At 70.0% G+C, this 20304-nt stretch carries 20 protein-coding genes and 1 pseudogene; 7 read left to right on the top strand and 14 right to left on the bottom strand.

The window, feature by feature from the left end; translation table 11 throughout:
* Positions 1-1344 (bottom strand): allantoinase AllB, encoded by a 1344-nt coding sequence (gene allB, locus OHB49_RS09580; RefSeq protein ID WP_329159470.1) that lies wholly within the window; start codon positions 1342-1344, stop codon positions 1-3.
* 352 nt (positions 1345-1696) lie between these two features.
* Between allB and OHB49_RS09585 the strand changes: the two genes are divergently transcribed.
* A complete protein-coding gene (locus OHB49_RS09585; protein ID WP_329159471.1) occupies positions 1697-2497 on the top strand; it encodes an IclR family transcriptional regulator in 801 nt (266 codons plus the stop codon).
* 90 nt (positions 2498-2587) lie between these two features.
* On the opposite strand, the gene OHB49_RS09590 is transcribed toward OHB49_RS09585, so the two are convergent.
* A complete protein-coding gene (locus OHB49_RS09590; RefSeq protein WP_199919301.1) occupies positions 2588-2890 on the bottom strand; it encodes a DUF5955 family protein in 303 nt (100 codons plus the stop codon).
* A 302-nt stretch (positions 2891-3192) separates the two neighbouring features.
* On the opposite strand from OHB49_RS09590, the gene OHB49_RS09595 reads away from it, so the two are divergent.
* Positions 3193-3762, top strand: coding sequence for a nucleotidyltransferase family protein (locus OHB49_RS09595; protein WP_329166420.1), 570 nt, complete (start codon positions 3193-3195; stop codon positions 3760-3762).
* Between the two features lie 246 nt (positions 3763-4008).
* A complete protein-coding gene (aceB, locus tag OHB49_RS09600) occupies positions 4009-5628 on the top strand; it encodes a malate synthase A (protein WP_329159474.1) in 1620 nt (539 codons plus the stop codon).
* Positions 5629-5739: 111 nt separating this feature from the next.
* Here aceB and OHB49_RS09605 read toward each other — a convergent pair whose 3' ends face one another.
* Both OHB49_RS09605 and OHB49_RS09610 read right to left on the bottom strand, forming a co-directional pair.
* The gene (locus OHB49_RS09605) at positions 5740-7098 is read right to left on the bottom strand and encodes a M20/M25/M40 family metallo-hydrolase (protein ID WP_329159475.1); all 1359 of its coding nucleotides are present in this window, start codon (positions 7096-7098) and stop codon (positions 5740-5742) included.
* A 107-nt stretch (positions 7099-7205) separates the two neighbouring features.
* Entirely contained in the window at positions 7206-8201 is a 996-nt protein-coding gene (locus tag OHB49_RS09610) for a fibronectin type III domain-containing protein (protein ID WP_329159477.1), read from the bottom strand.
* Between the two features lie 148 nt (positions 8202-8349).
* On the opposite strand from OHB49_RS09610, the gene OHB49_RS09615 reads away from it, so the two are divergent.
* Positions 8350-8955: a TIGR03086 family metal-binding protein gene (locus OHB49_RS09615; protein WP_329166421.1), complete on the top strand. Its 606-nt coding sequence runs from the start codon at positions 8350-8352 to the stop codon at positions 8953-8955.
* Between the two features lie 97 nt (positions 8956-9052).
* Here the strand turns inward: OHB49_RS09615 and OHB49_RS09620 are convergent, their stop codons facing one another.
* On the bottom strand, positions 9053-9736 hold the full coding sequence (locus OHB49_RS09620) for an alpha/beta fold hydrolase (protein ID WP_329159479.1): 684 nt from the start codon (positions 9734-9736) through the stop codon (positions 9053-9055).
* Positions 9737-9853: 117 nt separating this feature from the next.
* On the opposite strand from OHB49_RS09620, the gene OHB49_RS09625 reads away from it, so the two are divergent.
* Together OHB49_RS09625 and OHB49_RS09630 are read left to right on the top strand one after the other, a co-directional pair.
* Positions 9854-10654 carry a chitosanase gene (locus OHB49_RS09625; RefSeq protein WP_329159481.1) on the top strand — a complete coding sequence of 267 codons (801 nt, stop codon included), beginning with the start codon at positions 9854-9856 and terminating at the stop codon, positions 10652-10654.
* Between the two features lie 234 nt (positions 10655-10888).
* Complete coding sequence (locus tag OHB49_RS09630; RefSeq protein WP_329159482.1) at positions 10889-11767, top strand: chitosanase; 879 nt, start codon at positions 10889-10891, stop codon at positions 11765-11767.
* A gap of 70 nt (positions 11768-11837) precedes the next feature.
* On the opposite strand, the gene OHB49_RS09635 is transcribed toward OHB49_RS09630, so the two are convergent.
* From OHB49_RS09635 to OHB49_RS09675, 9 genes and pseudogenes are all read right to left on the bottom strand, one after another.
* Positions 11838-13223: a nucleobase:cation symporter-2 family protein gene (locus OHB49_RS09635; RefSeq protein WP_443079652.1), complete on the bottom strand. Its 1386-nt coding sequence runs from the start codon at positions 13221-13223 to the stop codon at positions 11838-11840.
* 294 nt (positions 13224-13517) lie between these two features.
* Positions 13518-14906, bottom strand: coding sequence for an 8-oxoguanine deaminase (locus tag OHB49_RS09640; protein WP_329159485.1), 1389 nt, complete (start codon positions 14904-14906; stop codon positions 13518-13520).
* Between the two features lie 45 nt (positions 14907-14951).
* Positions 14952-15134, bottom strand: a pseudogene (locus OHB49_RS09645) (purine permease); the annotation flags it as partial.
* 157 nt (positions 15135-15291) lie between these two features.
* Positions 15292-16215 (bottom strand): factor-independent urate hydroxylase, encoded by a 924-nt coding sequence (gene pucL / locus OHB49_RS09650; protein ID WP_030978156.1) that lies wholly within the window; start codon positions 16213-16215, stop codon positions 15292-15294.
* A 7-nt stretch (positions 16216-16222) separates the two neighbouring features.
* Positions 16223-16627: a hydroxyisourate hydrolase gene (gene uraH, locus OHB49_RS09655; protein WP_267000373.1), complete on the bottom strand. Its 405-nt coding sequence runs from the start codon at positions 16625-16627 to the stop codon at positions 16223-16225.
* A gap of 5 nt (positions 16628-16632) precedes the next feature.
* Positions 16633-17142: a 2-oxo-4-hydroxy-4-carboxy-5-ureidoimidazoline decarboxylase gene (uraD, locus tag OHB49_RS09660; RefSeq protein WP_329159486.1), complete on the bottom strand. Its 510-nt coding sequence runs from the start codon at positions 17140-17142 to the stop codon at positions 16633-16635.
* A 166-nt stretch (positions 17143-17308) separates the two neighbouring features.
* The gene (locus OHB49_RS09665; RefSeq protein WP_030978162.1) at positions 17309-17686 is read right to left on the bottom strand and encodes a helix-turn-helix domain-containing protein; all 378 of its coding nucleotides are present in this window, start codon (positions 17684-17686) and stop codon (positions 17309-17311) included.
* The gene (locus OHB49_RS09670; protein WP_267000380.1) at positions 17683-17934 is read right to left on the bottom strand and encodes a thiamine-binding protein; all 252 of its coding nucleotides are present in this window, start codon (positions 17932-17934) and stop codon (positions 17683-17685) included. Before OHB49_RS09670 ends, OHB49_RS09665 begins: the two co-directional genes overlap by 4 nt.
* A gap of 57 nt (positions 17935-17991) precedes the next feature.
* Positions 17992-19197, bottom strand: a complete 1206-nt coding sequence (locus tag OHB49_RS09675) for a lactonase family protein (protein ID WP_329166422.1) — start codon at positions 19195-19197, stop codon at positions 17992-17994.
* 236 nt (positions 19198-19433) lie between these two features.
* Between OHB49_RS09675 and OHB49_RS09680 the strand changes: the two genes are divergently transcribed.
* On the top strand, positions 19434-20273 hold the full coding sequence (locus OHB49_RS09680; RefSeq protein WP_030978169.1) for a TIM barrel protein: 840 nt from the start codon (positions 19434-19436) through the stop codon (positions 20271-20273).
* Positions 20274-20304 lie beyond the last annotated feature (31 nt).

Genomic DNA, 20304 nt, shown 5'->3' on the forward strand with positions numbered 1-20304 from the left:
TCAGTGGTTCCTTTCGAGGAGGCGGCCGGCGGGTTCGGTGAGGACGCCGTCCGCCGCGATCCGCCGACCGCGCAACCAGGTCGACTTCACCACGCCGTGCAGGGTCCGTCCCGCGTAGGCGGTGACCTGGTTGCGGTGGAACAGCTCGGCCGGGTCGACGGTGAAGGTCTCGTCGGGGGCGAGGACCGCGAAGTCGGCGTCGCGGCCGGCCTCGATGACACCCTTGCGGGTCAGCCCGGCCAGCGTGGCGGGGGCGGCGGACATCCAGCGGGCCACGTCGTCGAGCGAGTGGCCGCGCCGGCGCGCCTCGGTCCAGATGGCGGGCAGGCCGAGCTGGAGGGAGGAGATGCCGCCCCAGGCGGAGGCGAAGTCCGGCGTCTTCAGGTCGGTGGTGCAGGGCGAGTGGTCGGAGACGATGCAGTCGATCGTGCCGTCGGCGAGCCCGTCCCAGAGCGCGTCCTGGTTGGCGGCTTCCCGGATCGGCGGACAGCACTTGAACTCTGTTGCGCCATCCGGGACTTCCTCCGCGGTGAGAGTGAGGAAGTGCGGGCAGGACTCGACGGTGACCCGCACGCCGTCGCGCCTGGCGGCGGCGATCAGCGGCAGCGCGTCGCCGGACGACAGATGCAGGACATGGACGCGCGCGTTCAGCCGCCTGGCGTGGGCGATGAGGCCCTCGATGGCGGTGTTCTCGGCGTCGCGCGGCCGGGAGGCCAGGAAGTCGGCGTACGCGGGTCCGCTGCGCTGCGGCGCGGCCGCCAGATGGCGCGGATCCTCGGCGTGCACGATCAGCAGCCCGCCGAAGCCGGCGATCTCGGCCATGGAGCGGGCCAGCTGCTCCTGGTCGAGCTCGGGGAACTCCTCGACACCGGAGGGCGACAGGAAGCACTTGAAGCCGAATACCCCGGCCTCGTGAAGCGGCCGCAGATCCTTGACGTTGGCCGGGACGGCACCGCCCCAGAAACCGGTGTCGACGTGCGCCTTGGCGGCTGCCACCTGCCGCTTGGTTCGCAGATGGTCGACGGTGGTGGTCGGCGGGAGGGAGTTGAGCGGCATGTCGAGCAGGGTGGTGATGCCGCCCGCCGCGGCGGCGCGGGTGGCGGTCCAGAAGCCTTCCCACTCGGTGCGGCCGGGGTCGTTCACATGGACATGGGTGTCGACGAGGCCGGGCAGCAGGACGTCGTCGCCGAAGTCCTCCAGCCGGGCGCCGGCCGGCACCTCGGTGTCGTACGCCAGGACGGCGTCGATCGTCCCGCCGGCGACCGCCACCGCTGCGGGGCGCGTCCCCTCGGGGGTGACGACGCGCGTCGAGCGCAGTACCAGGTTCACGTCCGCACCGGACACCCGTGCTCCTCACTTCCGGCCTCTCGGCGGCCTGAGGCCGCCGAAGAAATTCAACGAACTGTTGAAGGAGTCTTCACGTGGGATTCCAGCCCGTCAAGACCCCACCCTCCTCTCCGCACGGCAGGACGACCACCCACATGGGCGACTGAAGAATTCCACAAAGTAAAAGAGCAATTTCGGAGAGCGGAACGTAGCATGGGTCAGGTACGGCTTCACAGCACCGTCCCGTGGACCGCGGACACCCGGACAAACAGGCCCTGACCGGCCAGGACGCCGTGCCGGAGCAGTGGGCCGATCGGGAACCTCCCGGTAGGCTGCTGCCTTGCCCTTCCGCCTCGAAAGGACCGTTGACGTGCCGCCGTCCCACGCCAGCACATCCGACTCCAAGCCCGCCGGTCCCAGCGGCGGCGTGCAGTCACTTGAGCGCGCCTTCGATCTGCTGGAGCGGATGGCCGACGCCGGGGGCGAGGTCGGGCTGAGCGAACTCTCCGCGAGCAGCGGACTCCCGCTGCCCACCATTCACCGGCTGATGCGCACGCTGGTCGTATGCGGCTACGTGCGCCAGCAGCCCAACCGGCGCTATGCGCTCGGCCCGCGCCTGATCCGGCTCGGAGAGTCCGCGTCCCGGCTGCTCGGGACCTGGGCCCGACCGTATCTGGCGCGGCTGGTCGAGGAGACCGGCGAGACCGCGAACATGGCGCTGCTCGACGGCGACGAGGTCGTATACGTCGCACAGGTGCCGTCGAAGCACTCGATGCGGATGTTCACCGAGGTGGGCCGGCGGGTACTCCCCCACTCCACGGGGGTGGGCAAGGCGCTCCTCGCGCACACCTCGCCGGATGAGGTACGGGCGCTGCTGGCCCGCACCGGAATGCCGGCCGCCACCGAGAAGACGATCACCACCCCGGACGGTTTCCTGGACGCGCTGGACCAGGTCCGCCGCGCGGGATACGCGGTGGACGACAACGAGCAGGAGATAGGGGTCCGCTGCCTGGCGGTCTCCGTACCTAACTCCCCCACCTCGGCCGCGATCTCGATCTCGGGCCCGGCGGGACGGGTCACGGAGGCGGCGACGGAGCGGATCGTGCCGATCCTGCAGCAGGTCGCCAAGGAACTGTCGCAGGCGCTGGCCAGCAGCAGCCCCACCGGCTGAGGCTGGTCGGACATGACAGTGCCCGCCGGGCAGGGACCCGGCGGGCACTGTCATGTCGGCGGGCGTCCGCCGCGCCCCACTTGCGGTCCGTCAGCGACGCGGCGGCTCACCGAAGAGGTCCACGGCGATACGTACGTCCCTGAGTGCGGATGCCAGTGCGCTGACCGAGCCGACCGCCCCCGCGATCAGCAGCAGTGAGCGGCGCAGCCGCGGGATCTCGGGCACGCCGGTGATGGCCATGGCGTCCAGTGCGGCCAGCTCGTCCTCGGCGATACCCCGGTCGGGGAACTCCGCAGGATGCCCGGCCAGCTCGCGACGGAGCCGGGAGACGGCCGTACGCAGCTCCGTCACCCTTGGATCCTCGCCACTGCTGGTCACCCGCGTCTGCCCCACGCTTCGCAACAAAGCACTCCCCCTCGCACATCCTTGTGCCGGTGTTTCGACCACGTCCCGAGCCGTGGTCAAGTGCCCGGGGGTGTGCGCAAGTTAACGCCATGACAGGTGCCGCGCGCCACTCCACGGACAGAAATCAGGGTGACCACCGGGGGACGCAGCGTACTGGCCGGTCCGATAGGAAATCACCGGTGCGGTGAGGTATTCAGGGCCTCATGGCTGATACACCCCACACCCTGTCCACTTCCGCCGCTCCGCAATCGTCCCGTCCCTCCGACGGGGGACAGCCGGTGATCGCCGGTCTGCTGCTGGCCGCGGGCGGCGGCCGCCGGCTCGGCGGCCGACCGAAAGCCCTGCTCGAACACCGCGGCCGGCCGCTCGTCGAACACGCGTTGCGCGCGCTGCGGAACGGCGGCTGCGGCCCCGTACATGTGGTGCTCGGCGCCGCGGCGGAGACGGTACAGGCACGGGCCGACCTCTCCGGGTGCACGGTGACCGTCAATCCGCAGTGGCCGGAAGGCATGGGTTCGTCGCTACGGGCGGGTCTGGGCGCACTCGCCGGCACGGGGGCGGATGCGGCACTCGTCCTGCTGGTGGACCAGCCGGGCATCGGCCCGCAGGCGGTGGCACGAGTGCGGTCGGCGTACCGCTCCCGGGTGAGTCTGGCGGCGGCCTCGTACGACGGGGAACGCGGTCATCCGGTGCTGTTCGGGGCCGACCGGTGGGCGGATGTCGCGGCGGGTGCGGTGGGCGACCAGGGTGCCCGGACGTACCTGCGGACGCACCGCGATGCGATCACGCTCGTCGAGTGTTCCGATGTGGCGGAGGCGTACGACATCGACACGGCGGAGGACCTGACGCACCTCGAATGAACGGGTTGTGCGCGCACTGGCACGCTGCGCCAGTCCCGCGCCACTTCTGTCGACCCGGAGAATCTCGACATCAACAAACCATTGAACTTCCACCATGAGGAAACTACTATCCACTGGTCAGAAGCGCTTTGTATCCCAGACGGCGCCCACGGCCACGTTCCGGAGCCCTGGCACGCCGTGCCATTTCTGGCGGCCCGGCGGCCGCAGAAGCGCCGCCCGCACCGCCCGCTGAAGGAGTGACAGCTCATGTCCGCACCAGCGCCGTCCCCGCTGGCCATCGTCGATGCCGAGCCCCTGCCCCGGCAGGGCGAGGTCCTGACCGACGCGGCCCTCGCGTTCGTGGCCGAGCTGCACCGGCAGTTCACGCCCCGCCGTGACGAGCTGCTCGCCCGCCGCGGCGAGCGCCGCGCCGAGATCGCCCGCACCTCCACGCTGGACTTCCTGCCCGAGACGGCGGCGATCCGCGCGGACGACTCCTGGAAGGTCGCGCCGGCCCCGGCCGCGCTGAACGACCGCCGGGTGGAGATCACCGGTCCGACCGACCGCAAGATGACCATCAACGCCCTGAACTCGGGCGCCAAGGTCTGGCTCGCCGACTTCGAGGACGCGTCCGCCCCCACGTGGGAGAACGTCATCCTCGGCCAGCTCAATCTGATCGACGCCTACGAGCGCCGCATCGACTTCACCGACCCCACGTCGGGCAAGTCCTACGCACTGAAGCCCGCCGACGAACTCGCCACGGTGGTCACCCGCCCCCGCGGCTGGCACCTGAACGAGCGTCATATCCAGCTCGACGGCACCCCGGTGCCCGGTGCGCTGGTCGACTTCGGCCTCTACTTCTTCCACAACGCCCATCGTCTGATCGACCTCGGCAAGGGACCGTACTTCTACCTCCCGAAGACGGAGTCGCACCTGGAGGCCCGCCTCTGGAACGACATCTTCGTCTTCGCCCAGGACTACGTCGGCATCCCGCAGGGCACCGTCCGAGCGACCGTCCTGATCGAGACGATCACCGCCGCGTACGAGATGGAGGAGATCCTGTACGAGCTCCGCGACCACGCCTCCGGGCTGAACGCGGGCCGCTGGGACTACCTCTTCTCCATCGTCAAGAACTTCCGTGACGGCGGCTCGAAGTTCGTCCTGCCGGACCGCAACGCGGTGACGATGACCGCCCCGTTCATGCGCGCGTACACCGAACTCCTCGTCCGCACCTGCCACAAGCGCGGCGCACACGCGATCGGCGGCATGGCGGCGTTCATCCCGTCGCGCCGCGACGCCGAGGTCAACAAGGTCGCCTTCGAGAAGGTCAAGGCGGACAAGGACCGCGAGGCGAACGACGGCTTCGACGGCTCCTGGGTCGCCCACCCGGATCTCGTCCCGATCGCGATGGCCTCGTTCGACGCGGTCCTCGGCGAGAAGCCGAACCAGAAGGAACGCCTGCGCGAGGACGTCTCCGTGGCGGCGGGCGACCTGATCGCGATCGACACCCTGGACGCCAAGCCCACGTACGACGGCCTGCGCAACGCCGTTGCGGTCGGCATCCGCTACATCGAGGCGTGGCTGCGCGGAATGGGCGCGGTGGCCATCTTCAACCTGATGGAGGACGCCGCCACCGCGGAGATCTCCCGCTCGCAGATCTGGCAGTGGATCAACGCGGACGTGGTCTTCGAGAACGGCGCGCACGCCACTGCGGACCTGGCCCGCGAGGTCGCGGCCGAGGAACTCGCCGCGATCCGGGCGGAGATCGGCGAGGAGGCGTTCGCGTCCGGCAAGTGGCAGCAGGCCCACGACCTGCTGCTCCAGGTGTCGCTGGACCAGGACTACGCGGACTTCCTGACGCTGCCGGCCTACGAGCAGCTGGTCTGAGTCCGTCCGATCCCGTAGCACCCCGCGCCCCCGGTACCGCACAGCACCGGGGGCGCGGTTGCGTGCGCCCCCGTCACCGAGTGCCAGTGCCTGTTTCCCGCCCGGTACGCGTCAGGGCCTGTCACCCGCCCGGTAGGCCTCCGCGTACTCCCGCAGAAAAGCCGCCTCGGCGATGACCGCCGAGCGCAGCTCCGAGAACAGCAGCCGCTCGTTCGGGGCGTGCAGATTGCACATGCTGTCCTGGGCACCGAAGAGCAGCACCTCGGCGCCCGGCGCCGCCTTGGACAATCCGTTGACCAGCGGGATCGAGCCGCCGCTGGCGACGAATTCCGGGTCCTTGCCCCAGCCCTCGCGCAGCGCGGTGCGGGCTGCGCGGTAGGCCGGGCCCTCGGTGGCCGGCTCGAATCCGGGGCCGGCGTCGCCCGAGGTGACGGTGAGCGGAATTCCGAACGGGCGCATCGACTGCAAATGGGTGACCAGCAGGCCCTGCGCCTCCTCCGGGTCCTGCTGCGGGTGGAAGCGAAGGTTCAGCTTGGCCCTGGCGTACGGGACCACCGCGGACGCGGCGTGGTCGACGCCCGGGGCGTCGATACCGATGACGGTGATCGCCGGTCCGCTCCACAGCCGCTCGCCGAGGCTTCCCGTACCCATAAGCGGCAGGCCGTCCCGGACCCCGGCAAGAGAGCGGAACTCCTCCTGGGTATACGCGGTACCGGTCCACTCCTCGCGGCGCAGCCCCTCGACGGCGACATCGCCGTGCACGTCGTGGAGGGTGCCGAGGGCCGTGAGCAGGACGAGCAGGGCGTCGGGGGCGGCGCCGCCGAACTCCCCGCTGTGACGGGCTTCGTCGAGGGTCCGCACCTCGACGAAGACCTCCGAGGCGCCACGCAGACCTGCGGTGAGGGTGGGGCTGCCGGGGCGGACGTTGCCCGTGTCGGCGATGACCATGGCGTCGCAGGCGAAGCGGTCGGGGTCGGTCGGCGGGTAGTCGTCGAACGCGCTCCCGTACTCCTCCTGCCCCTCCAGGACGATCTTGAGGCCGACCGGGGGCTTTCCCTCGTAGGCCCGCAGCACGCCGAGGTGGACGATGATGTTCGCCTTGTCGTCGGCGACGCCGCGGGCGCGCAGCCCGAGCCCCCCGTCGATGGGCGTGGGCTCGAAGGGAGGCGACTGCCACAGGCTCTCGTCACCGGGCGGCTGGACGTCGTAGTGGCCGTAGAGCAGCACGGTCGGCGCACCGGGGGACGGCGGAGGCACCTCGGCGACGATGATCGGCGCGGTGTCGGGGAGGTCGAGCCGCTCGATGCGCTCGACGCCCGCGTCGCGCAGGAGGTCCACGAGCAGGTCGTGGGCCTGTTGCAGGGGCTCCGGCGGAAATCCGGGGAACGAGACCGACGGGATGGCCGTCAGCCGCTCCAGATCCGTCCGGAGCCCGTCCATCAGCGTGTCGACGCGGGAGCCCAGATCCATCACCGTTCAACCCCTCTTCCTCATCCTGCTCATCCATGAGGTTTCCGGGATCAATGGACCATACGGTTCCACTCCCCGCACGCCATGCCTGACGGCACGACCTCCTGTCAGTCGCCGAGGACGACCGTGCGCCGAGCGGAGAAGTCGCCCCACTTCCCGTCCGGCAATTTGGCGCGGATCTTCATCGAGTAGCGGGTCCCGCGCGGGTCACCGACGGTGAGCCGGTAGCTCGCCCGGCCGGTCGGCGGCTTGCCGCCCCACACGATCGTGGTGGTGAGCCGGCCATCGAGGAAGAGCTGGTACGCGGGGATCTCACCGCCGGTGTCGGGCTGCTTCCAGTCCAGGTCGATCGTGTACTCCTTGCCCTGGGCCCTGGTGGTGATCCGCAGATCGGTGGGGGCGGTACCGGCCGACGCGCCCGGGGCGGAGGGCGTGGTGAGGTCAAGTGCGTCGCTGTCCGGCGAGGACGTGTCGGCGGCGTCCCGGGCCCGGACGGTGAAGGTGTAGACGGTGCCGGGGCGCAGTCCGGTCAGACGGGCCGTGGTCTGCGTCCCGGGCACGCTGTGGATGCGGGAGTCCTCCTGGTAGATGTCGTACGAGGTGACGCCCACGTCGTCCGTCGAGCCGCCCCAGGACAGGGTCGCCGCCCGGCTGCCGTCCGCCTTGCCGCGCAGCCTGACCGGCCGGGTCGGCGGCTCGTGGTCGGCGGGTGTCGGCGCGGGCGTGGTGACGGCGACGGCCCGGCTGGGCGCGGAGAGGTTCCCGGCGGCGTCCCGGGCCCGGACGGTGAAGGTGTAGGCGGTGGACGGGGTCAGCCCGTCGATGTCGATCATCTGCCGGGCCGCCGTGACGGACTTGACCCGAGTGCCCTTGCGATACACCTGGTAGCCGGTGATCGCCTTGTTGTCGGAGGCCGGGTCCCACATGACGTGGACGGAGGTGGCGCTGCTCGCCTGCGCCGTCACCCCGCCCGGGGCGGTCGGTTTCTGCCTGTCGGCGGCGTCGGCGGTGTCGCCGCATGCGGTGAGCGTGACGAGGAGCAGGGCGGCGGAGGTGGCCAACGCGGCGTGTGCGTGGGGGCGTTGCACGGTTTTGCCTTCCATCCGGCAGCAATGGTCTGGACCTGTATGCCACGGCTGGCGGGTCCCGGACAAGAGCGCGGAGCGGCGCCTTCCGCAATGTGCCGGTCTGCACCGCGGATGCGTGGTGCGCAGAGCGATGAGTTCGGACCGCCACGGCGGTCTGAAGAACATGGATACAGAGAACGGAACGACGCCCACACTCGATCTCGAACCCGCGGCACGGCAGATCGCCGGACTGCTCGACGGCATCGAGGACAACTGTCTGACCGACCCGACACCCTGCCCCGACTACGCGGTACAGGAGCTGCTCGCCCACCTGGTCGGGCTGGTCACGGCCTTCCGCGACGCGGGCCGCAAGAACCTCGGGCCGACGACCGACACCTCTCCGGACGCCGCGCTTCCGGTCCTACCGGAAGGCTGGCGCAAGACACTGCCGCCCCTGCTGGACGAGCTGGTGGCCGCCTGGCGCGACCCCGCCGCCCGGCAGGGGATGACCAGGGCCGGTGGCGTGGATCTGCCGGGTGAGGTGGCCGCGATGGTCGCTCTGAACGAGCTGGTGATCCACGGCTGGGACCTGGCCAGGTCGACCGGACAGAAGTACGAGGCGGACGAGGCGAGCCTGCGGGTCTCCCTGGCCTTGACGACGCCGAGCGACGACAGCCCCCGGCCGGGACAGCTCTTCGGGCCGCCGGTCCCGGTACCTGCGGACGCGCCCCTCGTCGACCGGGCGGTCGCGATGAGCGGCCGGCGCCCGGACTGGCAGCCGGACCGCTGACGCCCTTTCCCCGACGTCGACGGACGATGGCGGCAGAGAACAGGACTCCGGCCGCGCCCATGACGTGCGGCCGCGGGGATTCCACCGGCCGCTGGGGTCAGCTGGTGAAGAACTCGGTGATCTGCTGGGCGACCTGGTCGGCGTGGATCTCGTGGACCCGGTGGCCGCCGCCGAGCGTGATCAGCCGGCAGTCCGGGATCAGGGAGGCCATGTCGGCCAGTCGGCCCTGCGGCATGCTGCTCTCCGGGCCACCGGCGATCATCAGCGTGGGTGCGACGATCTCACCGAGACCGTCCGCCCACTGCGGGTCGGGGTCGGCGATCCGGGCCCGGATGGGTGCGACGACGTTCCAGTCGTAGTCGACCGGCCCTTCGGGCTGCGCGGCGGGCCTCGGCTCGCTGGGGAACGGCGGCGGGGTCTCCACCAGCACCAGCCGCTCCACCCGGTCCGCGTGCTCCTGGGCGAGCAGATGGGCGACGACGCCGCCCATGGAGTGGCCCACCAGGCCGACGCGGTCGAGCTCGCACTCGTCGAGGAAGCCGAGGACGTCGTCCCGCATCAGCTCGAAGGAGTACTCGTCGGGCCAGTCGCTCTCCCCGTGCCCGCGCAGATCGAGGGCGTACACCCGCCATTCCTCACCGAGCAGGCTCCCGACCGCTTCCCAGCTCGCGGCGGAACCGCCGAGGCCGTGCAGCAGCACGACGGGCGAGCCGAACGGGTCACCCCAGGTCCGGTACGCCAGCCGCACATCACCGACATCCACAACAGACTGATCTTCCATGCCCCTGACGCTACAGCCGAATGGAACAAGATCCTTCTCCGCGCCTGGCAGGCTGGCGAGGTGAAGTTCGTTCCGCATTCCCGTCTCGCCCCCGCCAGGTCCCTTGTCACGGCTCTCATGACTGCTCTCGTGACGGCTCTCGTCGCGCTGTCCGGATGCTCCGTGTCCGGGGCCGGTTCCGGAAAGGGATCCGCGGGCCCCGGGCTCGACGATCCGGCGAAGAAGGAGATCGCCATGCGGCTGGTCTCCAGCGCGGAGAACGCCACCCTCGACTGGAAGGCCCAGTACAAGTACATCGAGGACATCGACGACGGCCGCGGCTACACCGCGGGCATCATCGGATTCTGCTCCGGCACCGGCGACATGCTGAAGGTCGTCGAGCGGTACGCGGCGACCCGCCCCGGCAATCCGCTGGAACGGTTCCTGCCCGCGCTGCGAGCCGTCAAGGGAAGCGACGCGCACGACGGTCTCGGCCGCCCGTTCACCGACGCGTGGGCGAAGGCGGCCGCGGACGCCGCGTTCCGGTCGGCGCAGGACGCGGAACGGGACCACTCGTACTTCGATCCGGCGGTGCGCCAGGCCAAGGACGACGGGCTGGGAGCTCTCGGTCAGTTCATCTACTACGACGCCTATGTGATGCACGGTGCGGCCGACTCGGGGGGCACGGTCGGCTTCCGTACGATGCGCCGCGAAGCTCTCGCCACGGCCGAACCGCCGTCGCGGGGCGGTGACGAGACGACGTATCTGAACGCCTTCCTCGACGCCCGCGTCACCGCGATCCGCAAGGAGCCGTCGCACTCCGACACCAGCCGCATCGAGACGGCCCAACGGGTCTTCGTACGCGAGGGCAGATTCCAGCTGGAGACGCCGCTGCGGTGGAAGGTGTACGGCGACAGCTACCGCATCGACGGCCCGTGAACCGCTGATCGGGGGCGCACGAAGCGCCCGTTCGACGGACGACGTGCGCCACCGGGCTCGGCGTACCCCGGACCGGATTCGGGTGCCCCGGGGTCAGAACCCTGATGGCCGCCTCCGCCGCCTCAGGAGTGAACTCAACTCGCTTGTGTCGAAGGGGTGTACGATCCGCGTTCGACTCTGATAGGAAAGCTTCCTAACAGAACAGCCCAGCGACGAACTCCCTTTGGAGGACTGGTGCACGCTCCCCATAAGCGCACCGCACGTCGAAACACCCGCCCCGTCCGGCTCGCGCTGGTCGCACTCGGGGTGACGCTCACGGCGATCCCCGCCACCGCCTACGCCGGTGCCCCCACGCATCCGGCGGTCCATCAGGAAGCCTCCGCCACCCGGCAGGTGGCCGCCGCAACCGGGCTCGACGATCCGGCGAAGAAGGAGATCGCCATGCAGCTGGTCTCCAGCGCGGAGAACTCCACTCTCGACTGGAAGGCCCAGTACAAGTACATCGAGGACATCGACGACGGCCGCGGCTACACCGCGGGCATCATCGGATTCTGCTCCGGCACCGGCGACATGCTCGACCTCGTCGAGCTCTACACCCAGCGCAAGCCGGGCAACGTCCTCGCGAAGTATCTGCCCGCGCTGCGGGAGGTGGACGGCACCGACTCGCACGACGGCCTCGACCCGAACTTCACCAGGGACTGGGTCACCGCCGCGTCGGACCCAGCGTTCGAGCAGGCGCAGAACGACGAGCGGGACCGGGTGTACTTCAACCCGGCGGTCAGCCGGGGCAAGGCCGACGGTGTCGGTACGCTCGGCCAGTTCGCGTACTACGACGCCATCGTCATGCACGGCGACGGCGACGACAGCACCAGCTTCGGTGCCATCCGTGAGCGCGCTCTCGCCAGGGCGAAGCCGCCGGCGCAGGGCGGCAACGAGGTCACCTACCTCAATGCCTTCCTGGACGCGCGGGTCTGGGCGATGCAGCAGGAGGAGGCCCACTCGGACACCAGCCGGGTGGACACCGCCCAGCGGGTGTTCCTGAACAACGGCAATCTGAACCTGGATCCGCCGCTCGACTGGAAGGTCTACGGCGACAGCTACCACATCGGCTGAGCCCTGCCGCGATGCACCGGTGGCGCGTACGGCACTCGCCGTACGCGCCACTGCGCCGTACCGGATGCGCTCAGTGCGCGCCCACCGGAGCCGTTGCCTCAGTCACGGAGGGCTCCTCGGCCACCGGTTCCGGCTTCCTGCCCAGGTGGTTGAAGGCCAGATTGAGGACGATCGCCACGACGCACCCGGTGGAGATCCCCGAGTCCAGCACGACGAGGAGATCCTTGGGGAACGCGTGGTAGAACTCCGGCGCGGCGATCGGGATGAGGCCGATACCGACGGCGGCCGCGACGATCAGCGCGTTCTCGCCCTTCTCCAGGGCGGCGCCGGCCAGCGTCTGGATGCCGCTCGCGGCGACCGAGCCGAAGAGCACGATGCCCGCACCGCCGAGCACCGGCAGCGGCACGAGCGCGATGACGGACGCGCCGACCGGTACCAGGCCGAGCACGACGAGGATGCCACCGCCCGCGGCGACGACGAACCGGCTGCGCACCTTGGTCATCGCCACGAGGCCGATGTTCTGCGCGAAGGCGCTGCACATGAAGCCGTTGAAGAGCGGGCTGACCGCGCTGCCCAGGGTGTCGGCGCGCAGGCCGCCCTCGATGGTCCGCTCGTCCGCCGGCCGGCCGACGATCTTGCCGAGTGCGAGCATGTCCGCGGTGGACTCGGTCATGCAGACCAGCATCACGATGCACATGGAGACGATGGCGGCGACCTCGAACTGCGGCGCCCCGAAGTGGAACGGGGTCGGGAAGCCGACCAGGTCGGCGTCCTTGATCGCGCCGAAGTCGGTGATGCCGACCGGGATCGCGATCAGGGTGCCGGCGACCAGTCCGAGCAGGATCGCGATCTGCTGGAGGAAGCCGCGCAGCAGTTTGCGCAGCGCGAGGACGATCACCAGGGTGAGGGCCGCCATGGAGATGTTGGTCGTCGACCCGTATCCGTCGGCAGCTGCGTTGCCGCCCTGCGACCAGTTGAAGGCGACCGGCAGCAGGGAGATACCGATCAGGGTGATGACGGTACCGGTGACGACGGGCGGGAAGAAGCGGACCAGTTTGCAGAAGTAGGGGGCGAGGACGAAGCCGAGCAGGCCGGCCACGATGATCGCGCCGAAGATGACGGCGATGCCGTCGTGTCCGCGATCCTTGCCGATCGCGATCATCGGTGTCACACCGGCGAACGAGACGCCGTTGACGAACGGCAGCCGGGCGCCGATGCGCCAGAAGCCGAGGGTCTGGAGCAGGGTGGCGATGCCGGCGGTGAAGAGGCTCGCCCCCATCAGGAAGGCGGTCTCCTTGGGGGTGAGGCCCACGGCGGGTCCCACGATCATGGGCGGGGCCACCACGCCCGCGTACATCGCGGCCACGTGCTGCAGTCCGCTGGTGAACATCTTCAGTGGGGGGAGGGTCTCGTCGACCGGATGCCTGCCGTCGGCGACCTGCGGGTCGTCCCGTATCGGCTCCTGGTCGGGTCCTGCGACTGCGTCGTTGCGAAACCTGGGCTGTGCTGCCACGGCGGTTCCTCCGGTCGGTTACACGTCGAAGCGACGCGGGTGTCTGGGAGGTGGTGCGTTGGTGCAGGTGGGGCAGGTCGTGCAGCTGATGCGGCAGCTTCGGTCACCGGTCCGGCGGGCGCGTACGTCTGCGTACGTGCCCGCCGGGTCGGCTGCCGTGGACCCCGCTCGGGCCCACGGCGGCCGGCCAAGGGCCGTCCCCCTTCGGCCGGCCGTTCTCGGGGGCGCCCCGGAGCGTCAGGCTCCGGCGGCGATCTGCGCGAGGCGGCGGGCCTCGTCGCGGGTGGTACGCGCGATGGCGTCCTCGTCCACCGTGGTCAGGTGGTTGCTCTCGACGACCGTCTTCCCGTCGACGAGGGAGAGGGTGACGGGGGCCGCCGCGCCGAACACGAGCGCGGTGACCGGGTCGGCGATGGAGGAGTGGGCGAGCGTGTCCAGCTTCCAGAGCACCAGGTCGGCGAGCTTGCCGACCTCCAGGGAGCCGATCTGGTCGGCGCGACCGAGTACCTGGGCGCCGCCGTATGTGCCCAGGCGCAGGGCCTGACGGGCATTCAGGGCCCGTTCGCGGTGGGCGCCGAGGCGGTTGATGAGGAGGGCGTTGCGCAGTTCGGTGTGGAGCTCACCGGACTCGTTGGAGGCGGTGCCGTCGACGCCGAGGCCCACCGGGACACCTGCGGCGAGCATGTCGGGGACCCGTGCGATGCCTGCGGCGAGGCGGGCATTGGAGGACGGGCAGTGCGCGACGCCCGTTCCGGTGCGGGCGAACGCGGCGATGTCGGAGTCGTTCATATGGACGCAGTGCGCCATCCACACGTCGTTGCCGAGCCAGCCCGTCGACTCGAAGTAGTCGGTCGGGCCCATCCCGAACAGCTCGTGGCAGAACTTCTCCTCCTCCACGGTCTCCGAGCCGTGGGTGTGCATCCGGACGCCGCGGCGGCGGGCCAACTCGGCTCCCTGACGCAGCAGTTCGGTGGAGATGGAGAAGGGCGAGCAGGGCGCGACGGCGATCTGGGTCATCGAGTCGAACGATCCGTCGTGGTGCGCGTCGATGGTCGCCTCGGTGGCGGCGAGCGCACCGTCGAGCGTCTCGACGGCGAAGTCCGGCGGCAGTCCGCCGTCCTTCTTGCTGCGGTCCATGGAGCCGCGGGCCAGGGTGAACCGTACGCCCATGTCGCGGGCCGCCCCGATGATGGCGCCGGACAGGTCGCCGGAGCCCTGCGGGTAGACGTAGTGATGGTCCATGGCGGTGGTGACGCCACCGCGGACCATCATCGCGAGTGAGCCCTGCGCGGCCGCGCGGACCATCGGCTCGTCGATGCGCGCCCATGTCGGATAGAGCGCGACCAGCCAGTCGAAGAGGTTGTGATCGGTCGCCAGGCCCCTGGTGATCCACTGGTAGAAGTGGTGGTGGGTGTTGATGAGGCCGGGAGTGACGAGGTGCCCGGCGCCGTCGATGCGTCGTACGACATTCTCCAGGTCCTCGGGGGCCCGGCCGGCGCCGACGTGCTCGATGCGGTTGCCGGCGACGACCACATGGCCCGAGGCGTACTCGGTGTCGTCGGCGTCGACGGTCGCGATCGAACAGTTCTCGATGACGATGCGTTCCACACGATCAGGGGCTGCCATGGCGCTTCCTTCTTCTCTCTGCGGGGACGTGGGCACGGCAGGACCCTAGGAGGATTTGAGTGCCACAGCCGTGCGGCCGTGGGTGCCGAGATGGTGGAAGAACAGGTTGAGCGGGACGGCGACGAGCGCTCCCGCATCGATCCCGGAGCGCGGCACGGTCCGCACCCAGGGCGGGGATCCGGCATGGAGGCCGGGCCCGTCGGGCGTCAGCGGGACGGTGGCGGGTCCGGCGATCAGCAGGCCGCCCAGATGCGTGGAGCTCTCCGGGGATGTGCTGCACGGGCCTTCTGCGGCCGGCCCCGTTGCGTGGTGTGCCATGGGGGGGGTTCCCTCCGGTCCGGCCGGTCCCCGCCCGTCGGCGGGCGGGAACCGGTTCGGTGCCGCGTCAGAGGTTGGTCATGTCGACCGGGATCTGCGGCTCTGTGCCGTCGCGCAGCACAGTGGCCTCGATCAGGCCGTACGGGCGGTCCGCGGCGAAGTAGACCTCGTTGTCGTTCTTGAGGCCGAACGGTTCCAGGTCCACCAGGAAGTGGTGCTTGTTCGGCAGCGAGAAACGGATCTCGTCCACCTCGCTGCGACTGTTGATGATGCGCGAACCCATCTGGTAGAGGGTCTGCTGCAGCGAGAGGGAGTACGTCTCGGCGAAGGCCTGGAGCATGTGCTTGCGCGTCTGCTCGTAGGACTTCTCCCAGTTCGGCATGCGCGCGTCGTCGCTGGTCCAGTTGTACCGCCACTTGGCGGACACCTCGGTCGCGAGGATGCGGTCGTACGCCTCCTTGAGCGTCGTGTACTTGTCCTTGACGTATCCCCAGAACTCGGAGCTGGTGGAGTTCATCACCACGAGGTCCTTGAGACCCGAGATGACCTGCCACTTCTCGCCGTCGAAGGTGATCTGGGTGGTGCGCGTCTCCTGGCCCTTGCGGACGAAGGAGTGCTTGACCTCGTCGGCGCCGATGAACTGCGAGTTGCCGTCGGAGGTGGCGATGCGCTCCCAGGCGTACTCCTCGATCCGGATCCGCGCGGTCTTGATCGGCTCCTGCGACGTCACGAAGTGACGGGCGAGGTGGATGCCGAACTGCTCGGCGGACTCGATGCCGTGCTCCTTGGCGAACGCGTACACCGTGTTCTTGGTGGTGTCGGTCGGCAGGACGTTGGCGTTGGAGCCGGAGTAGTGGACGTCGTCCATGTCGCCGGAGAGGGCGACCGAGACGTTCAGGTCCTTGATGTGGTGGGTGTCGCCGTCCCGCGTGATCCTGACGACGCGGTTCTCTGCTTTGCCGTACTGGTTCTGGCCGAGAATCGTGGGCATGTCGGTGCTAGCTCCCTCGGTAAACGGAGTAGCCGAACGGGTTGAGCAGCAGCGGTACGTGATAGTGCTCGCCCGGTACGACGGCGAAGGTGATCGCCACCTCCGGGAAGAACGCGCCGCTGTCCCTTACGCGGGGGGCGTCCTGCTGCGCCTCGGCTTGCTTCTTGGAACTGTGCTCATTGGAGAAGTACGTCTCGGTGTCGAAATCGAGCCGTACGTGGGTGGTGCCCTCCGGCAGCGCCGGCAGGTCCTTGCATCGCCCGTCCGCATCGGTCGCGGAGCCGCCGAGCGTCACCCACTGCGCGTCGCTGCCGCTGCGGACGGCGAGCGAGACGGGGACGGCCTCGGCGGGGCGGCCGATGCTGGTGTCCAGGATGTGTGTGGACACCGATGCGGTGGTGTCGGTGCGCAAGACCGTCACTCTCCTTCTGTTACGAGACGGGTCAGCCGGATGCGGTTGATCTTGCCCAGCTCGGTGCGCACGATCTCGCGCTCCTGCTCGGGCGAGTTCCCGATCCGGGACTTCACCGCGTCGCGCATCTGCTCACCGGTGGCGCCGGTGGCGCAGATCAGGAAGACATGTCCGAACCGCTCCTGGTAGGCCAGGTTCAGTTCGAGCATCTCGGCCTTGAGCTCCTCGGTGGCGCCGGCCATCCCCCGCTGTTCGCGTGAGGAGGTGGGGTCCCCGGGCTTCGGGCGGCCGATCGGGGGGTGTCCGGCCATCGCGTCGGCGAGTTCGTCGTCGGTCAGCTCGGCCGTGGCGGCGTCACTGGCGGAGAGAAGGGCTTCTGCGGTGGCGTACGGGCGCCGGGAGAGGATCGCTCTTCCCCATGCCCCGCTGGCACACACGTCGTGCAACGCGGTGATGGCCTCGTCGTCCGCCAGGATGTTGAACCGGGCGAGGCCCGGTGTGGAGCTCGAAGTCACGGGAGCCTCCGTGGCTGTTCTTCGCTGTGCGTTGGTCGGGCTGCGGATAGCTAACGCCTTCCGCAACACCACGTCAACACTTTGTTGAAATTACCCGAACAGAAAAGGCCGTCGCCGGGCGATCCGGACAACGGCCTTCCATGTGCTTGTGCGCCTCTTCGCTCAACTACTCACCTTTGGCGGCGTTTTCCCGGTTGAGATAGTTATAGACGGTGAAGCGGCTGACACCCAGGGCCCCGGCCACCGTCTCCACGCCATGCCGGACGGAGAAGGCACCGCGTGCCTCCAGGGTCCGTACGACCGCCTGCTTCGTCTTCCGGTCCAGGTCGGCGAGTGGTATCCCGTGCTGTCGCTCCATGGCCGCCAGGATGTGGTCGAGCGAGTCCGACAGCTGCGGCAGGCGTACGGCTATGACGTCCTCACCCTCCCAGGCCAGCACCACGTCGTCGGCCCGTGCCTGCTCGGGCCCGACCAGCTCGGCGCCCATGGCGTCGACGAGCGGCTTGACCGCGGTGACGAGGGGGTGGTCCGCAGGTTCGGTCACTTCGAGTCCTCCCCGACGACGTTGACCTGGAGCGATATCCGGGTGGCACCCGACTCCAGAGCCTTTCGCAGCAGGGAGTCCACCGCGGTGAGCACCGCGTCCGCGTCGCCCTCCGCCGTATTGCCGAAGGGGCCGACGTCCACGGCGTCCAGTTCGGCCGACTGGATGACCTCGCGGGCCACCACCGCGTGTGCGGGTGCTTCGTCGAGATCGAACGGCTCGGTGGTGAACTCCACTCTCAAGCGCACTGTGCCTCCCTCATCTGCTCGCCGTGCGCCCAGGGGCCCCGCGGCTCGGCCCCGACCCTAACGGACCGCCGCCGGGCCCGACGGCGGGAGCGGCAGCACACAGGCGGCCATCGGGGCGGCGAACGGGGTTCCGGTGCGGCGCAGGCCGCCGTCCGCCCGGTCGACGTCGAAGACCGTCACCGTCCCGGACCGCTGATTGGCGGCGAAGAGCAGCGCCTCGTCCGGCGAGAAGGCGATCTGCCGGGGGAAGTCACCGCCCACCGGCACAGTGTCGATCAGCCGCAGCGCGGCCCCGCCCTCCTCGACGGCGTAGCGGGTCAGGCTGTTGTGGCCGCGGTTGGCGAGGTAGGCGAAGCGGCCGTCGTCGGTGACCAGGAGCTGGGCGGGATAGTTGGTGCCCGGGCCGGTTCCGGTGGGCTGCCCGGCCCCCGGGGTCACGGCGCCGGTGGCGGGGTCGTAACGGCAGACGACGACGGTGTTGTCGACCTCGCAGGCGAGGTAGGCGAACCGGCCGCTCGGGTGGAAGGTGAGGTGGCGCGGTCCGGCGCCCGGCCGCAGCGCGGCATAGGAGAGCTGACGGAGCGTGCCCCGGCGCGTGTCGAGCCGGTACGTGTAGACGGTGTCGTTGCCCAGGTCGACGGCGAGGACATGGCCGCCGTCGGGGGCGGTGACGATCTGGTGGGCGTGCGGCCCGTCCTGGCCGGGGCCGGGGGCCGGGGCCGTATGGACGACCAGGTCGGTGCGCTCCCCGAGCGAACCGTCGGCCGCGATCGGGTGCACGGCGACGCTGCCCGAGGTGTAGTTGGCGCTCAGGAGCCATCGGCCGCTCGGGTGGACCGAGAGATGGCAGGGGCCGGCGCCGCCGGTGGAGCGGGTGCCGAGCACCCGGAACGTTCCGTCCGAGGCGAGCGCCACGGCCGTCACACCGCCCTGTTCCTGCTCGTCGACGGCGTACAGCGTGGTGCCCGAGGGGTGCAGGGCGAGGTACGAGGGGTTGTCGACGCCGGTGATCGTCGTGCGCCCGGTGATCGCCCCGGTCTCCGGGGCGTACCCGGCGACGCCGATCCCCGTACCCCCTCCGGCGGTCGAGGTGTAGGTCCCCAGGAAGAGCGTCCCGGCCTTCAGGTCACGGGCAGCCGGTGCATCCGGCGCGTCCGGCCCGGCCGTCGGACCGGTCGGCGCGGGCGGGGCAGGAGAGAAGGAGACTGCGGCGCCCGCCAGGAGCGCTCCGAGAAGCGTGCGTCGGCTGGTGCGGGTCGTCATGCGCGGCACCTCGGGGTCGGCTGCGTCGGACATGTCAGCCACACTCTCCCGCCCCGACCGAGGCCGCAAGTGGCGCAATTCCGGTTGCATCCTCCGCAACCACCATGCACGGCGCCGCGCGCGCCGCACCCGGCGGCCCGATGTACGGACCGCCTCTTGACAGCCCTCCCATCAGCCATGCAATCTTCCGTTAAGCAGAAACTAACTTCCGCAATACGGAAGGAGCGCCTGACCTCATGGGACACCCGGACCAGCGCTTCGATGTGAACCTTTCGATCCTCTTCACGGAACTCCCGCTCCTGGAGCGCCCCGCGGCCGCCGCCGCCGCGGGCTTCACGGCGGTCGAGCTGTGGTGGCCCTGGATCGAGACCCCCACCCCGCCGCAGACCGAACTCGACGCCCTCAAGAAGGCGCTCGACGACGCGGGCACGCAGCTGGTGGGGCTGAACTTCTACGCCGGACAGCTGCCCGGCCCCGACCGCGGCGCACTCTCCGTACCCGGCGCGGAGTCGGACCGGTTCCGCGCCAATATCGACGTGGCGGCCGACTTCGCCGCCTCGGTCGGCTGCAAGGCGCTGAACGCGCTCTACGGCAACCGCGTCGACGGCGTGGACCCGGCCGTGCAGGACGAACTCGCCCTGGAGAACCTGGTGCCGGCCGCCCGCGCGGCCGACCGGATCGGGGCGGTCCTGCTGATCGAGACCCTGAACAAGCCGGAGTCACCGCGCTACCCGCTGGTGAGCGCACCGGCCGGGATCGAGGTCGTCGACAAGGTCAACTCCGCGACGGGCCTCGGCAACGCCAGGTTCCTGCTGGACCTGTACCACCTGTCGATGAACGGCGAGGACCTCAGCCAGGTGATCGCCGCGTACGCCGGGAAGACCGGCCACGTCCAGATCGCCGACAACCCGGGGCGCGGCGCGCCCGGCACCGGCTCGCTGCCGCTCGAGCAACTCCTCGACGAACTGACGAAGGCCGGTTACGACGGCTGGGTCGGCCTGGAGTACAAGCCGGGCGACCGACCGAGCTCCGAGTCCTTCGACTGGCTTCCCGCCGAGGCGCGCGCGGCCCGCTGAGGGCGTCGGACCCCCCTCGTACACACGTTTT

It is taken from the genome of Streptomyces sp. NBC_01717, assembly GCF_036248255.1.
GTDB lineage: Bacteria > Actinomycetota > Actinomycetes > Streptomycetales > Streptomycetaceae > Streptomyces.

Bases quoted from the DNA above. Each gene is read 5' to 3' on its own strand.
- OHB49_RS09675 (WP_329166422.1), bottom strand. From the start codon at position 19,197: ATGACGACCCGCACCAGCCGACGCACGCTTCTCGGAGCGCTCCTGGCG.
- OHB49_RS09605 (WP_329159475.1), bottom strand. From the start codon at position 7,098: ATGGATCTGGGCTCCCGCGTCGACACGCTGATGGACGGGCTCCGGACG.
- OHB49_RS09615 (WP_329166421.1), top strand. From the start codon at position 8,350: ATGGATACAGAGAACGGAACGACGCCCACACTCGATCTCGAACCCGCG.
- pucL (WP_030978156.1), bottom strand. From the start codon at position 16,215: ATGCCCACGATTCTCGGCCAGAACCAGTACGGCAAAGCAGAGAACCGC.
- OHB49_RS09620 (WP_329159479.1), bottom strand. From the start codon at position 9,736: ATGGAAGATCAGTCTGTTGTGGATGTCGGTGATGTGCGGCTGGCGTAC.
- aceB (WP_329159474.1), top strand. From the start codon at position 4,009: ATGTCCGCACCAGCGCCGTCCCCGCTGGCCATCGTCGATGCCGAGCCC.
- OHB49_RS09610 (WP_329159477.1), bottom strand. From the start codon at position 8,201: ATGGAAGGCAAAACCGTGCAACGCCCCCACGCACACGCCGCGTTGGCC.
- OHB49_RS09640 (WP_329159485.1), bottom strand. From the start codon at position 14,906: ATGGCAGCCCCTGATCGTGTGGAACGCATCGTCATCGAGAACTGTTCG.
- OHB49_RS09625 (WP_329159481.1), top strand. From the start codon at position 9,854: ATGACTGCTCTCGTGACGGCTCTCGTCGCGCTGTCCGGATGCTCCGTG.
- OHB49_RS09680 (WP_030978169.1), top strand. From the start codon at position 19,434: ATGGGACACCCGGACCAGCGCTTCGATGTGAACCTTTCGATCCTCTTC.